General features: G+C 38.7%; 12 protein-coding genes. 3 read left to right on the top strand and 9 right to left on the bottom strand.

The genetic code is table 11. The annotated features are described in order from the left end of the window. The first annotated feature begins 61 nt into the window (after positions 1-61). The 3 genes from FBD94_RS07000 (at position 62) to FBD94_RS06990 (ending at position 3910) form a co-directional block, all read left to right on the top strand. A complete protein-coding gene (locus tag FBD94_RS07000) occupies positions 62-826 on the top strand; it encodes an SDR family NAD(P)-dependent oxidoreductase (RefSeq protein WP_136879620.1) in 765 nt (254 codons plus the stop codon). Positions 827-991: 165 nt separating this feature from the next. Then, positions 992-1636 carry a TlpA family protein disulfide reductase gene (locus FBD94_RS06995; RefSeq protein WP_317131563.1) on the top strand — a complete coding sequence of 215 codons (645 nt, stop codon included), beginning with the start codon at positions 992-994 and terminating at the stop codon, positions 1634-1636. Positions 1637-1663: 27 nt separating this feature from the next. Continuing rightward, positions 1664-3910: a response regulator gene (locus FBD94_RS06990; protein ID WP_136879618.1), complete on the top strand. Its 2247-nt coding sequence runs from the start codon at positions 1664-1666 to the stop codon at positions 3908-3910. A gap of 173 nt (positions 3911-4083) precedes the next feature. Here FBD94_RS06990 and FBD94_RS06985 read toward each other — a convergent pair whose 3' ends face one another. The 9 genes from FBD94_RS06985 to FBD94_RS06945 all read right to left on the bottom strand — a co-directional run bounded on the left by FBD94_RS06985 (position 4084) and on the right by FBD94_RS06945 (position 15456). Next, positions 4084-4428: a hypothetical protein gene (locus FBD94_RS06985; protein ID WP_136879617.1), complete on the bottom strand. Its 345-nt coding sequence runs from the start codon at positions 4426-4428 to the stop codon at positions 4084-4086. Between the two features lie 151 nt (positions 4429-4579). Next, a complete protein-coding gene (locus tag FBD94_RS06980) occupies positions 4580-5590 on the bottom strand; it encodes a TlpA disulfide reductase family protein (protein WP_136879616.1) in 1011 nt (336 codons plus the stop codon). 1 nt (position 5591) lies between these two features. Further along, positions 5592-6902, bottom strand: a complete 1311-nt coding sequence (locus FBD94_RS06975) for a TlpA family protein disulfide reductase (RefSeq protein WP_136879615.1) — start codon at positions 6900-6902, stop codon at positions 5592-5594. Next, the gene (locus FBD94_RS06970) at positions 6899-7237 is read right to left on the bottom strand and encodes a hypothetical protein (RefSeq protein ID WP_136879614.1); all 339 of its coding nucleotides are present in this window, start codon (positions 7235-7237) and stop codon (positions 6899-6901) included. Before FBD94_RS06970 ends, FBD94_RS06975 begins: the two co-directional genes overlap by 4 nt. Before the next feature lie 13 nt (positions 7238-7250). Further along, entirely contained in the window at positions 7251-8381 is a 1131-nt protein-coding gene (locus FBD94_RS06965) for a TlpA disulfide reductase family protein (RefSeq protein ID WP_136879613.1), read from the bottom strand. Between the two features lie 75 nt (positions 8382-8456). Continuing rightward, positions 8457-9848, bottom strand: a complete 1392-nt coding sequence (locus tag FBD94_RS06960) for a RagB/SusD family nutrient uptake outer membrane protein (protein WP_136879612.1) — start codon at positions 9846-9848, stop codon at positions 8457-8459. Between the two features lie 11 nt (positions 9849-9859). After that, positions 9860-13285, bottom strand: a complete 3426-nt coding sequence (locus FBD94_RS06955) for a SusC/RagA family TonB-linked outer membrane protein (protein ID WP_169472237.1) — start codon at positions 13283-13285, stop codon at positions 9860-9862. Positions 13286-13568: 283 nt separating this feature from the next. Continuing rightward, positions 13569-14768 carry a FecR family protein gene (locus FBD94_RS06950; RefSeq protein ID WP_136879610.1) on the bottom strand — a complete coding sequence of 400 codons (1200 nt, stop codon included), beginning with the start codon at positions 14766-14768 and terminating at the stop codon, positions 13569-13571. A 91-nt stretch (positions 14769-14859) separates the two neighbouring features. Further along, complete coding sequence (locus tag FBD94_RS06945; protein ID WP_136879609.1) at positions 14860-15456, bottom strand: RNA polymerase sigma factor; 597 nt, start codon at positions 15454-15456, stop codon at positions 14860-14862. Between the last annotated feature and the right edge of the window lie 93 nt (positions 15457-15549).

Here is a 15549-nt window from a genome sequence, read left to right as displayed (position 1 = left end):
TTAAATAGTCACCATTTTCATGAAGGTTTTCCAGGTAACTTTGTTTATCAATTAAAAGAAAATGGAAGTACAAAATAAAATTGCCCTAATAACAGGCGGTAGTCGCGGATTAGGGAAAAACGCAGCGCTAAAAATCGCATCTAAAGGAATTGATATTATCTTAACCTATCAATCGCAAAAAGAAGAAGCAGAAAATACTGTTGAAGAAATTAAAAAGTTTGGTGTTAATGCAGCCGCTTTACAGTTAAACGTTGCGGATATCAAAACCTTTGATTCTTTCTTTATAGAAATCGAATCGATTCTTAAATCAGTTTTCAAAACGGATAAATTTGATTTCTTAATTAACAATGCCGGTATAGGTGTTCATGCATCTTTCGCTGAAACCACTGAGGACCAATTTGACAACCTGGTAAATATTCATTTTAAAGGCACATTCTTTTTAACACAAAAGGCTTTACCATTACTAAATGATGGCAGTGGGATTATCAATGTTTCTTCAGGCTTGGCTCGTTTCGCTATACCAGGGTATGCTGCTTATGCAGCGATGAAGGGCGCTATGGAAACCTTAACGAGGTATCAAGCTAAAGAATTGGGTGCAAGAGGAATTAGGTCAAACATTATCGCTCCTGGAGCAATCGAGACCGACTTCGGTAACGGCTTAGTTCGCGACAACCAACAAATTAACACGGTAGTCGCTTCCCAAACGGCATTAGGTCGGGTTGGTTTACCTGATGACATTGGCGGTGTAGTTGCCTTTTTGTGCAGCGAAGATGCTAGATGGATTAATGCACAACGTATTGAAGTATCAGGCGGTATGTTTTTATAAATGTTTGCCCCATTCTTATAAATATTTTACCAGCTCGCACATTTTCACATCTGAGAATACTCCAACCACTTAAACTTTAAACACTAAGAAATTTAATTAACTAAATTAAAAATAAACCCTCATCAAATCGATAAACTTTACATTTCCTTCCGTTTAATATAATAAATGACGTTATTAGTCTTACAAACACAACCTACTATCACTTTGTATTTCAATATGAAAAAAGCGCTCGTGTTTTTTTGGCTAATATTTTTGTTTTCTGCCATTGGGTATCTATTTTGGTACAACGATATCATTTACAAATTGCCAACTCCAATTCCTAAAGACTATAAATCAATTGAGACTGGAAGTTTGATCGTGTTTAATGAAGCTTTGAACAAGAACCACAGTAAGCCTATTTTTCTCCATTTTTTTAATCCAGACTGCCCCTGTTCACGCTTTAACATGAAGCATTTCAAATCACTGGTTAAAGAATATGGCGATCGTGTTGATTTTAGAGTCGTGGTATTAAGTCCAAAATCTTTTACTTCAGAAACCATCCAAAGTAAGTTTGATCTTCAAATCCCTATTCTATTTGATAAAGCCCTTGCCACAGCTTGTGGTGTGTATTCTACTCCGCAGGCAGTTTTACTAGATCAGGCTCAACATTTATATTATAGAGGTAACTATAACACCAATCGTTATTGTACAGATGAAAAAACCAGCTTCGCAAAAATAGCACTGAATGGTTTGTTAAAAAAACAAACTGATCTGGTTTTCAGTCAGGCAGCACTAAAATCCTATGGTTGTACTTTGCCAGACTGCAAATAATAAATAACTTTTGAACTGATGTAAGTAATGACTCCAACCAATCGTATAACTATTTCTGATAACCAAAACCGCTTACTTTTCTTGGGCATTAAGGAAAGAACGGATCGTTTAATGAATTACTTTTTATGGGGATACTTCATAATTGGGCTCATCTTTGCGCAATTTTATGATACCTGGTTAATCGCATTTGGAGTAGGTGGTCTTTCTTTGCTGGCTTATTATTCTGTGAAATATTTTTTACCATCATCCAATCTTTATCAATACGTTTTAAGTGCAGTGCTGGGCATTTTTATGGCACAGTACATTTACCAGATGCATGGACTATTCGAAATGCATTTCTTTGCCTTTATTGGCAGTACACTGCTAATCACCTATGAGAAATGGAAACTACAGTTACCGATCCTGATTGTGGTGATGGTTCATCATGCGATATTTGGCTATTTGCAAAATAGTGGGGTAAACGAAATCTATTTTACACGCTTGGATTCTTTTGATTTGCAGACTTTTATAATCCATATATTGCTGGCCGACATGATCTTTTTTATCTGTGGATTATGGGCCTACTTACTAAGGAAATCTAATGAAAGACAGGTTGTCCAGACCTTAGAAATGGCCGAACTACAAAAAGAGGCTCAACTATCATTGGTTCGGAAACAGAATGAAGAGGTATTGGAAAAAGCCAACGAGCAGCTTAAAGCATCTAATTTAGAATTGGAAAAAGCCAGAGCTGAAGCCGATCGAGCCAATCAGGCCAAAAGCATCTTTTTGGCTACCATGAGCCATGAGATCCGCACCCCGATGAATGGGGTAATGGGAATGGCGATGCTTTTAAAGGAAACTGACCTGAATAAGGAGCAGTATATGTTTGCGGATGTGATTGCAAATAGCGGCGAAGCATTGATTAATGTAATCAACGATATACTGGACTTTTCTAAAATAGAATCTGGCCATATGGAATTAGAGTGTGAAGACTTTAATTTGCGTAAATGTATTGAAGATGTCCTTGATATATTTGCGGTTAAATCTGCTGAACTTCAATTGGATTTAGTTTATCATATTGAAGAAAATGTTCCGTTACAAATTGTTGGTGATCAGCTACGGCTGAGGCAGGTATTGATTAATTTGGTTGGAAATGCTATTAAATTTACGGAACAGGGTGAGGTTTACGTAGCCGTTTCTGTAGGGAATATTTTACAAAATGGACAGTTCGAACTGAGGTTTGCAGTACGAGATACAGGTATTGGAATAGCAGCTGATAAATTGGACAATTTGTTTAACGCTTTTTCGCAGGTTGATTCTTCTACAACCCGTAAGTATGGTGGTACTGGCTTAGGCCTCGCAATCTCAGAAAAGCTTGTCAAACTTATGGGTGGCGAAATTAATGTGGAGAGTGAGCTGGATCAAGGATCGACCTTCTCATTTACGCTGCGTACACAAATTGGAACGAAGTTACTGTTGCCATACGCCAATTATAGCATGACTGAACATGCTGGCAAAAAGGTAATGATTGTTGATGATAATGCTACAAACCGGACCATTTTAAATAAGCAGCTTGGATATTGGAACTTACAACCTGTATCGGCCAGTTCGGCTAAACAGGCATTATCAATGCTGTTGCTTGATCCATCAATTGAATTAGTAATTACAGATATGCAAATGCCTGGAATGGATGGTGTAATGCTGGCCAAATTGATTAAGCAACGCTATCCATTTATTCCGATCCTTTTGCTCAGTTCTATTGGCGAAGAATTTGAAGAGCGTCAACGTGGTCTGTTTTATTCGGTCATGACAAAGCCTATCCGCCAACATGTCCTTAATAAACAAGTTTCAAATGCATTGCAAACAAGAAGGTATCCAGAAATAGAAGAAGAGGTATTCCGTAAAAAATTGTCTGCTGATTTTTCAACAAATTACCCTTGCGAATTGCTGGTGGCAGAGGATAAATTAATAAACCAATTGGTAATCGTTAATATTCTTGATCGATTGGGTTATAAACCCGACCTGGTGAAAAATGGGAAAGAGGCCATTGAGGCTGTTAATGGAAAAGATTATGACATTATCTTAATGGACATGCAAATGCCGGTAATGGACGGCTTAGAGGCAACTCGATTGATCAGAAAAAAACAATCGAAACAGCCAGTTATTATTGCATTAACAGCCAACACACTAAATGGTGATGAACAAGATTGTTTAGATGCTGGGATGGACGATTATATTGGTAAACCTATTCGCCTGGAAGACTTGATGGATAAACTTGAAAAATGGTGCAAATAGGTACAATGCAAATTTCAAAAGAAAATCCTCCAGAATACAGCGAATTTATTAGCACAAGAGATTTTAATATCCCTAATGGCCAAATCGTATACACTCCAGATAGTAAGTAAATTACAAAAAAACAGGGATTCGCAATGAGCAAATCCCTGTTTTAACCAAGATCTTATGTTTAGCTACCTGGTGTTCGTTGTGAACATCCACGGTTCCTGGTAAACATCGACAGCAAGCCCATATACAAGGTCGGGGCCACTGCTCATTTCAACCGTACACATCACATCATATATACCAGGTTTTGAGTAAGTTATATCAATAGCAGTATCCCAGCCCGGCCAGATCGTTGCTCCACCGGCCCAACCCAGAACCGACCAAGTATAAGAAACGGCGCCCGGAATCTCGTCAATATAATATCCATAAGAATCACCGTTACAGTATACGGTAGAATTGGAGTTTGCTTTTACCTGAGCATAGATACTGGTACAGGCAAAAGAGAGGAACAAAACAAATAATAACTTTTTCATAATTTATTGGGTTTAAATGAATTGAAAAAATTAGCTTTTGCGCTAACTTCCTTAAAGCTAACTTTAATAGTCCTACTAAAAGTCATGCAGATTAGCTGATTACTAAGTGATTTTGTCCGGCTAGTTGGCCGATAATAGCTATTTAATTAATTTAAAGAAAAGATTCCAATGTTTTCTCCAATGCCTCTCCCCTGAGATTCTTTGCAACAATTTTACCTTTCGGATCAATTAAATAATTGGCTGGAATTCCGTAAATACCATACTGCAGAGCGACCGCATTACCCGTCCCTTTTAAATCCGACACATGTATCCATGGCATTTGGTCATCTTGAATAGCTTTTTTCCATTTAGCTTCATTATCATCCAAAGAAACTGCCAGAACGGTGAGCCCTTTATCATGAAATCTATTGTAGGCTTTCAACACTGCAGGATTCTCTTTACGACAAGGTCCGCACCAACTAGCCCAAAAATCCAATAATACATATTTACCTCTCAAATCCTGCAAAGAAACAAGTGTACCATTTATATCCTTTTGACTAAATATTGGAGCCATGCTACCTACCGCCGTATTTTTATATATATCAACTTTTCCTGCCAAACGCTTGCCGGCGACAGAAGACTTTAAAGGAGTCCCCAGTGCGTTAAACAATCTTTCCAACGTTTTAGAATCCATTCTGGGCGACAGCTCTTGTAATTTATCTACACTAACATAACTGTTAGGATGATTGGTAATAAATGAGATCGTTTTCTCCATCGCCTGATCAGCGTTTTGAACACCTTTCATCTGATTTTGATAGAACACAAATTCGTCCTGAGTTGCCGAACCTTTAATTTTTAATCGTTTCAGTGAATCCATTTCTCCCATCATCTCAACAGCCGTATTCTCCAGATAAAAGAGAACAGACTCTTCCCTTTTTAGAAAAATGACTGCAAGCGAAGGGTCAGCAACCCGGCCCTTAAATCTAAATTTCCCAGCTTTAACCATAGAAGAATCTATCTTTACAGAATCCCCCTGCTGCCAATTCAAATAGATATAAGCATTATTTAGCCCCTTAATATTACCACTAATGGTAAAACCATTTTGAGGTGGCGCCCCACAAATAAAGATTAGGCTAGCGAATATAGTTACAGCAATCACTGTTAGTTTTTTTTTGTTCATCATATTATTTTTTTGATTTTAAAGCTATATCTATCATAGCCGACAGCTCTGTAATGAGCTCTTGGTCATTTCCTGAAAATCCAGACGTTCTTGCCCGAGCATGTCCCCTACTATCTATAACCAATTTATAAGGTATTCCTCCGGTTGCTTTATAAGCTGAATAGGCCTTATACATATTCATATCCTCAGTTTTTTCATCCATCAACACCTTAAACGGATAAGGATTTTTAGCCATAAAAGCTTTAGCATTCTTTACAGCATCTCCCTGCTCCATAGTGCAGATGAAAAAAAACTGAACCGATGGATTATTCCGATATTGTTCCATTACACGCTGCATGGCAGGAAAAGAAGCAATACAAGGCTTGCACCAGGTTGCCCAGAAATCTATTACAGTTACCTTACCATTCCCGGCTACTGCATCAATACTTACCGTATTTCCGTCAATATCTTTAAGCGTTAGCGGATTTACAGGTTCATCTACCAGGTTATCTTGTACATTTTTAAGGATCTCGGCTTTATTGACACTCGTTTTCTGAGCAGTACCATGAGGCTCAGATTCTGTTTTATTAGCGGACCTCTGGGCCTGCAGTGCTTTATTTTTAACATAATTGCCATTCGGAAATTTCATCGTCAACAACTTGTCTAAAGAATCAGCTTGCTTTTTTCCTCCAAAATACGACAGATAAAGCTGGGCCATCATCAACTCTTCTTCCCTATCACTTTTAAGTTCATTGAGTTTTTTCAACAGCACAACCTTGTCCTCCCGCTCTGGAGAATTGGCCAGCATATTATAAAAAGTTGACCTAAACTCAACTTCACTTTCAGGGTGCACACGCATTTCCTCCTTCATAAAAATAAGCGCCCGTTTCTGGTCTTTTTTTAAACCTGCTGCATCAGGTGGCCCGCCGCCAAGTAGCTCAGCCATCCGGGCATAAGCAAATTGCGCAGGCTCAGCTTTTTTATAAACAGGCATTAGATAACCCTTATTACGGTTGTTATCTTTTACTTTACCGTCAGGCGTATTAAACACAAAGCTGACTAAAATGGTACTATCGGGTATGTTAAGCGCCCCCTTCCAGGTGCCTTTTTTTTTCTCCAGACTAAACTTCTCTTCAGCTGTCTGCTTAGATTTACTGTAAAAATATGCCCTTCCCGAAACCTGCTCTGCAGCAGAAAGGCTGGTAGAATCCGCTACATAGTTGATGCTTAGTTTTTTGCCCATTATAGGATGAGCAGTTCTTTTTAAGGCATCATGCTGTTGAGCAGATACATTTAGCAGCAATAAACTGCTTATAACCGTTAATATGATTTTCATTTTATGTAGTTTTTAATAGATTCCTCAGTTTCACAAAAACTGAAATGACCTTTCCTAAGCATTACCGGATACCTGGTTTTATCATTTCCTTCACCGAAAACAAGATAAGCAGGTCCATCATTGACTTGCTCGGAAGACAGTCTGAAACAGTCGTTTTGTATGGTTACTGAGCACAGAATCTGACCATTTCCGGTCGGTTCATCGCTAATCAAAGCGACGAGCTCACCATTTTTCCCGGAGACAGTTCCAGTAAGCAGAAACAAATTTAAAGAGGCTTTTGCAGCAATTAGAATTATAGCCGCAATCACAAGCAAACAAGCAAACACACTCATCATAAACACTCCGTCTTTATTTTAGCAACTCCGTAATTTTATTTTCAAGATCCTTATCCAAAAGGTTGCTCGCTACAATTTTGCCTGTCTGATCTATGATCACATTTGCTGGAATCCCAAATATTGGATAAGTCTTCGCTACACCACTATTAAAAGCACGCAGATCTGATACATTTATCCATTTCATTTTTTCCGCTTCAGAAGCCTTCTCCCAATTGTATTTATTCTCATCCATAGAGAAGGATACAATTTCAAAGCCTTTTGATTTATACTTAGCATACAACTGTTTTAACAAAGGAATTTCTTTGCGGCATGGTCCACACCATGATGCCCAAAATTGCAGTAAAGTATATTTATTCGCTTTAACCACCGGAGCAAGGTTCATGCTTTCAGCTTTTAAATTAACCGCTGTAAAATCGGTAAACTGTTGACCTAACATACCTTCATGTCTTCTGGCCAGAGCCGCTGCCTGTTGTTTTTCCATTGACCTCACCCTTCTCATCATAATGGTATTTTCTCCAACCTGGGAAGCCACTTTATTGACAATCTCCATGGTTTTAGCCGCATCAGGCTGTAATTCGCACATAATGGCCGCCATCACTTTTACTTTTGGATCTGAGTTAGTTCTAACCAGATTTGCCAGATAACTACTCCGAAGATCCTCTTTCTTTAAAAATGGAGCGATCATCTCCCATTCCTCCTTTGTGCCTCTGATAGCAGCAATATTGCCACCTTTAGTTAGTTTCTTAAACAGATTATCAGCAGCAATAAATTCTTTACTTTTTAAAAAACCATTTAATACCGGGGTATATTTGCCCCCTTGCGTCCCAAAAGTTCCATCGGCAGAAATGGTATACTTTAAACTAGCGGGTTCTACTACTACCGTACCACCAAAGTTTTTATCAATCTGCAGCAAAGCAAGGCTGACCTCATCTACAGGTACCGAAATTTCAAATTTCTCATCTTTTATCGTATCCACACCCAGTTTTTGTATTGATCCTTCAGTATACCTGACTAATTCGACTTTCTGCCCGTCTTTTCCTGGGGCATTCCCTGAAATTGTAAACTTTTGCTGAGCAATAACTGTACTGGTAAAGCCCATCAATAAAATCAGGACTACATATTTTAAATTTTCAATCGCTTTCATAATTGCATGTTTATTAACGCGGGCGCAAAAGCACCCGCTTTGTTTATTATTTATATCCTTGTTGTTAAATTCTACTTATCTGGGATTCTGAGTAATTTCCGGATTCAGATCGATGTACTTTCTCCCTATGGGCAATACGCAACGAACACTGTTTGGAGCTAATGTATAACTCGCTCCATTAATAAGATGGGTAACGGTTATATTGTCGTTATCTACTACATTATACCTTTTGATGTCAAACCATCTGGCTCCGAGGAAAGCAAGCTCACGACGTCTTTCCTGTTTTACCAACAACAAAGTCTGTGCAGGAGATGAGGCAGTCAGCGTCGAATTACTTCCTGTTTTAAACCTGCTTTTCCTGAGGGTATTTAAGTCAGCAATCGCTTCGGTTACCTTTTCAGTTCTGGCATAACACTCAGCCCTAATCAATAACATTTCAGCAGTAGATGGCCCCTTTGCTGGTGTTTTTCCAGACCAACCCGTGCAAATAAATCCAAAGTTCAAACCAAAAGCTGCATCACTCGCAAACTTCGCCTTAAAACGCAGGTCGTTTTGCTGATCATAAAGGCTAACCAAACCATTACTGCCATAAAAAAGTGATTCCGCGGTAGTTGGACTTTTTAAAAGCAAAACCTCTTTACTCTGAAGGCCAGTTGGCTCGGCCAACGTACCTGGAAATGATTGTCCTGCTGGCAAAGTATTGTAATCAATCAATGTGTTATACAATTGGAGAGAAGTGTTTGCATAAGCTAGAGCTGAAGGAATATTGTTCATGTACAAATTGGCCCTGGCCAATAAGGCATTGCATGCAGCTTCTACAGGCCGGTAATTTATGTTGAGCTGAGGGATGGCAGGTAATTTCCCTAAAGCATCATTTAAATCCTGCAAGATGTAGTTGTATACCTCTTGAACGCTCGCTCTGGGTAATTTCTCTTCAAAATCCAAGTTTTTGCGGATCGGCACCCCTGGATCGGTAGCTGCCGTTGCTGCTATATATTGCCTGGCATACAAATTAACCAAAATCAGATAGGCATGCGCACGATGTACCTTAGCCTCAGCAAACAAGGCATTTTTCTCTGCAGGTGTTCCACCTTCAGAATCCAGAACCTGACTTGTCACCAGGTTAGCTACATAAATCTGATTGTACAATGCTTCCCAATCCGGGTCAGACTCAGAATCCAGATAAATGTGTTCGGCAAACATCAGTACATTTTGAGCAGCCGCTTTATAAAAACTCGCAGAAAACGCATTGACTTCCATATCATCGGACATCAATACATCATTACTAAAACTTTGCGTAAAGCCATTGGAACTTCCTCTCGGTAAAATCTGATCGAGCAACAAGCGGTAATCGTTCGTTTTCTGAGGTATAATTTTTCCTTTAGGTACAATATCCAGGTACTTTTTACAGCCTGTTAACCCGGTGATCAGCACAACGAGAAAACAGATATATTTTAAACTTTTCATATGCGTACGATTTAAAAGTTTGCTTTTAGAATTAGGGAATATTCAGGTGTCGGTGGCAAAATAGTGGTACTGCTTTGCGTTGTCGTAGTAAAGAACTCCGGATCTAACCCTGCTTTATTAAATTTATAAGTTGCCAGATTTCTAACCTGTAAACCGATATTAAATACGGTTGAAGTATAAGCATGCTTTAATTTTAGCGGAAGCTTATAATTAATCAACAACTCTCTAAACCTAATAATTGAAGCCGTTTCAACATTGACATCGGCATATTGAGTATACTGATCATAAACATTTAAACCAGTTAAAGCAGTTGGTGCCGCTGGGATATTGGTAAACGCCTCATCACCAGGCTTCATCCATCGCTTATCCCAATCTGAGGAAATTTGTGATGCTCCCCCATAAGCAGTACTGTACTGAATCACAGGAACAAAAAATTTATGCCCCATTTTATAGGTAAAATTGGTTAGCAAAGTAAATCTCTTGTAACCAAATTCATTAATCAGGGCTCCATAATGTGGAGAAACAGAATTTCCCTGGTAAATTAACGCTAAAGGATTGGCCATTTCTGTTTTATAACCAGTTGCCTCCCCTTTTTCATTGTATACCTGAGGTGTTCCGGTGGCCGAAAGCCCAGCCCATTTATAGCTATACAAATAATTAAGCGGCAAATTGATTTGCGGTACACCGGCTAGATAAGACCCTACCGTTTTTTGTGGAAAATCAACTTTAGTGATTTTATTCTTGTTATAACTATAATTTAAGGTAGCCAACCACTTAAAGCCCCCATCTAAAATCAGGCCCGATAAGTTAACGTCAAAACCTGTATTTTTAAGACTTGCATAATTGATAAAGGCAGTATTAAATCCATAGGTACCATTTACGGTTGCATTACCCAACAAGTCGGAACTATTGCGGCTATAGTATTCCAACGAGCCTCTTAAGCGCTGTTTGAGCATTGCAAAGTCAATTCCTAAATTGGTAACTTTCGTTTTCTCCCACCTCAGCAATGGATTTGTAGGATTGGACACGTAAGCGTAAGGCAGATTATTTTGGTTATTGGTAGCCACATTGGCAATTAAAAAAGGACTGGTAGATTTATTTACATTTCCATTAATACCATAAGTTGCCCTCAAAATCAAGCTATTGAAGATGCCCATTTCAAAGAACCGTTCTTTATGCAATTGCCAACTCAGTCCTGCAGACCATAACCACACGTTTTTATACTGGTCATTAGAGCCAAAAAGATTGGTTTTATCAAGTCTTGCACTTCCGTTTAGCGTATATTTATCGTCATAGGTATAGCCTGCATTGGTGTATATGGATACAAATCTGTTCAAATCATCCTGAAAAATGGATTCATCAGGTATCAAATTCTGAGTATTGCCTCTTACATCAGTATAAAAAGCATTATAATTTACCCTGGCAAACTGAAGGCTTTGCGAGTCATAACCGTACTTTGTTTGATTGGAAGCTTTATTTCCAAGCTCCCTAACTTCTGTACCTGCAATGGCAGAAATGACATGTTTACCATTTAAAAAGTCTGCATCATATTTCAACATCCCCCGATAGGTCTGCGAATAAGAATTACTGTTAAATTCCCTGTAAATCCCCCCTTTTGGAATGCCAGAAGTGAGGACCCCATTTTTTAGGGTCGTGGCATAATTCACACTATTTCTAACCAAGTAAGTCTGTTCGTTATAAATATTCTTGGTTACTGAATTCCCATATTCATACTGATAGCCAATGTTTGCAGAAAGACCTTTCAGGATTTCATAGTTTAAACCGGCTGTTACATTGATGTTACTTGTTTTTACGGTATTGTTTTTATTATTGAATTCCTGCATTAGGTTGTAGTCCCAGTTATAGGGATAACCTGCACTCACATAAGCCTGCTTATCGCCCTGATAAAAGGTTTGAGGCTGGACGATATATCCACCACTGGCATCTAAAATTTGCTGATATGGGAGCAAGTTTTTAAGATCAGTATAGCTCATTCCATTACTCAAACCGGTATTCAAGGCGTAGTTTAATCCAACTTGCGCTCGTAATTTGGGTAATATGGTCACCGTCTCAAATAAATCCGTTACAAAACGTTTTGAGCCATTCTGCTTAAACTGAGCGCTGATGTTATCATAACTAAAGGATGCCCTATGGGTGGATTTGTCGCCTTTTCCGGCAATTGCCAATGCATATTGCTGCCTTGCCGCCGGACGCATAAACAAATCTTTAAACTCATCAAAAGCATTGATATTTTTTAACGGATCAACCACCTGAGCTGCCTCTGCGGGATGATTCAGATAAGCATCAAGAACTGGTGAAATAGCCGAACGAGGAACACCACTTGTAAAAAGCGTAAGCTTATTGTCTACCTTAAACTTTTCAAATTCAATATAAGAAGCACTCGAGGCATAAGGCAATTTATTAATATCAGCAGCGGGACTAATAGCTAATGTGGAAGAGAAATCAATATCCAGAGCTTTACGACTTGAACGCCCTCTTTTGGTTTGAATTACAATCACACCATTGGCAGCCCTTACCCCCCATATCGAAGCAGCAGAAGCATCCTTTAATACCGTAATACTCTCTACATCATTTGGATTAATACTCTCCACATTTCGTTCAATAGGAAAACCATCCAACACAATCAGGGGATCTTTATTAGAACTTGCCGCTATTGTACTTTGACCACGAATGGTAATCCTGCCATCGGCTCCAGTTAATAAACCCGGCACTTGTCCTTCCAGATAAGTTAAAATATTACTGTTACTTCGCTTATCCAGATCCGCTTGTGTCACAAAACCAAAGGAACCCGCAGCACGTTCTTTCGGCAGTCGCTGATACCCTGTGCTCACCATGATATTAATTTCCTCCAAATTACTTGGAGCTACTTCCATTCTGATGTCAGGCATTTTACTCATCACCCGAACTTCCTGTGTTTTGTAGCCAAGAAAACTAATCGTGAGTATCGCTCTTTCATCCACATTGTTAAAACTATAAACGCCTTCATTATCAGTAAGCGCAGTTTTGGAACTACCTTTTACTTTAACTGTGGCCCCCACAAGTGCTTCTCCTTTTTCATTCAATATCCGTCCGGTAATATTGATCTGTCTTAGGTAATCCACGATATTATCCAAAATTGATTTCTCTTTGGACTGTACGATAATGGTTTTGTCTTTGATCACATAAGTCAAATCACTTCCCTGAAGTACCCTATCCATTACTGTTGTCAATGGTACATTTGAAAAATCTGCGGCAATGATTTTCGAGCTGCTGATTTTGTCCGTTGGAAGCAACACATTGTAACCCGTTTGGATGCTAATTTCCTTAATCAGTTTTTCTAGCGTTACCTTTTGCTGGCGCATGGTTATGCGTTGCGCAAAAGATGAAGCACTGACCTGCATCATGGAAACGATTAATATAATGGTGGTTAACTTCATTATTAATAACGGCTTATACATGCAACCCCAGTTGCACGTAATTTTAGTATAAATTTTATACATTTGATTGTCTTGTTAATCGTGAAAAATTGTTGCTCAATGATTCTCAGCCTTTACTGGCTTTAAGTTTAACAGATATCAGAAAGGGGGTGTGTCCAGCACTCCTTTTCTATTCTACCAAACTTTCAGATTAACTCAGGTTTCTTTTTTTTGGTCTTTCATTTTCTTGTCTAGTTTAGTTGATTGTTTGTTGATTATTAAATATAAGAGATGGTTAAGCCCCTTAGTTCCTTACTACGGTAATTTGTTTGCCTTTTATTTCAAACTTCACTTCATTTGTTAAGGCTATCATTTCCAAAACCTTAGACACATTAGAAAAGCGGCTTATTGTTCCAAAAAACTTGATCTGCTTCACTGCAGGATCGGCATATTTCACTTCAATATTATACCACCTGGAGAGTTTGCGCATCACCATTTCCATCGACTCATTATTAAACATGAAATTTCCATTTTTCCAGGCAATAACATCATCTGTTTGCACCTGGGCAACGCTAAGGGAAGTAGCACTTAATAAAGACTGCTGGCCTGGCTTTAACAGCACATTTTTCAAGCTTGCATTTGTTTTCATAGGGTTGGATAAGGATACTTGCACAGCACCTTCTAACAAGGTTGTAACTACATTTCGTTCATCCGTATAACTATTGATGTTGAAATGGGTACCCAATACCTTAACCTCCTGATCACGTGATTTTACAATAAATGGATGTGCTTTGTCTTTAGCTACTTCAAAATAAGCTTCGCCATTTAGCTCCACAATTCTAGATGAAAGCTTAGAAAATTTAGCTGGGAATTTTAAAGAGGAAGCGGCATTAAGCCAAACTGCAGTCCCATCAGAAAAGCGTACCTGGTATGTTTCGCCTATAGCGGTAGAAATTGTATTCACCTGACCTGTTTCGGCTGCAGAATTTTGAACCTGATAAACCAGTTTACCATCGGCAGTTTTAACAATTAACACCCCGGCTTGTTTGGCCAGATCACCATTGGCTGATTCAGATAATTTTATTTTTTTGCCATCTGCTAAAGTTAAAGTAGCTGAATTTGTTCCGGGTAAGATGCTACTTGCGCTCGAAATTGAATTGCTCAATTCTACTTGTTCTGTACGGAGATAAAAGAATACGGCTATTGCCGAGATTAATAGCAATGAAGCTGCCACAGCAACTGCCCATTTACTGGCAAACCATGGCCTATATTGTACTGCTGGTGTTATTTCGGGCTCAATTACCTCATAGATTCGGTTAAGCAGCATTTGCATGGCTTCTTCTTCCTCATTTACTGACATGCCATCAGTATACAAAGGCGCCCCTTGAAAAGAATCGTACCATTGATCAAGTTCTTGCAAATCTTGTGCACTGGCTTCATTACGCCTTGATCGCTCAATGACATCCAATATATGTTGTTCGATATTGTCTTTATTATTCCCCATCACTAAGTACACGAATAGAAAAGCCAAGTGTTCTACTCCTTCAGTAAAATATTTTACAATATACTGAATTACAACGGTTTAATTTTAAAACCTAAGTACTCAAAAAGATCAACAAACACACAGACAATAGATCAAGTTGTTGATCTTTAAAGTCTTTACGTAAAATATTTAAGGCCTTATGCATGTGCTTTTTTACCGTACTTACTGCAATCCCGGTGCGCTCGGCAATCTCCTGATTGGACAATTGTTCAAACTTGCTCATTAAAAAAACCTCCCGGCATTTATCAGGCAATTGATCTGCAGCCTTGCGAATTTTCTCACGCAGCTCCTTGTATTCAAATTCCTGATCAGGTTGTAAGGGCAAGACCTGTTGATGCGTAATTACATTTTCCAGTTGGCTCTCTTTTAGCTTTTGCGAACGAAAAGCATCTATTATCCTGTACTTAATTGCAATGTTGAGATAGGCTTCCAGTGACGATTTGGGTTGGATTTGACTCCTTCTGATGTATAGATTCACAAAAACATCCTGCACCACCTCTTCCGCTTCTTCCTTAGATTTGAGACGCTGAAAGGCAGCATTAATCGAAGTTCTCCAATAACGCTTATATATCTCATTAAATGCTAAATGATCCCCATTCCGAAGGAGTTCGGTTAGTTCATGATCATTCAATGATTTATATTCGACCATAGCAATGCTTGTATAAATTTACGTAAACGGAGGGCAATAGTAATTAATTATTTTCACAATTTAATGATGAGACATGTATACAGATCCCCTGTA

Origin of the sequence: Pedobacter hiemivivus, from assembly GCF_005144565.1 — a bacterium.
GTDB lineage: Bacteria > Bacteroidota > Bacteroidia > Sphingobacteriales > Sphingobacteriaceae > Pedobacter > Pedobacter hiemivivus.
Note: the sequence above shows the minus strand (reverse complement) of the source record. Positions and strands in the feature narration are given on the sequence as shown.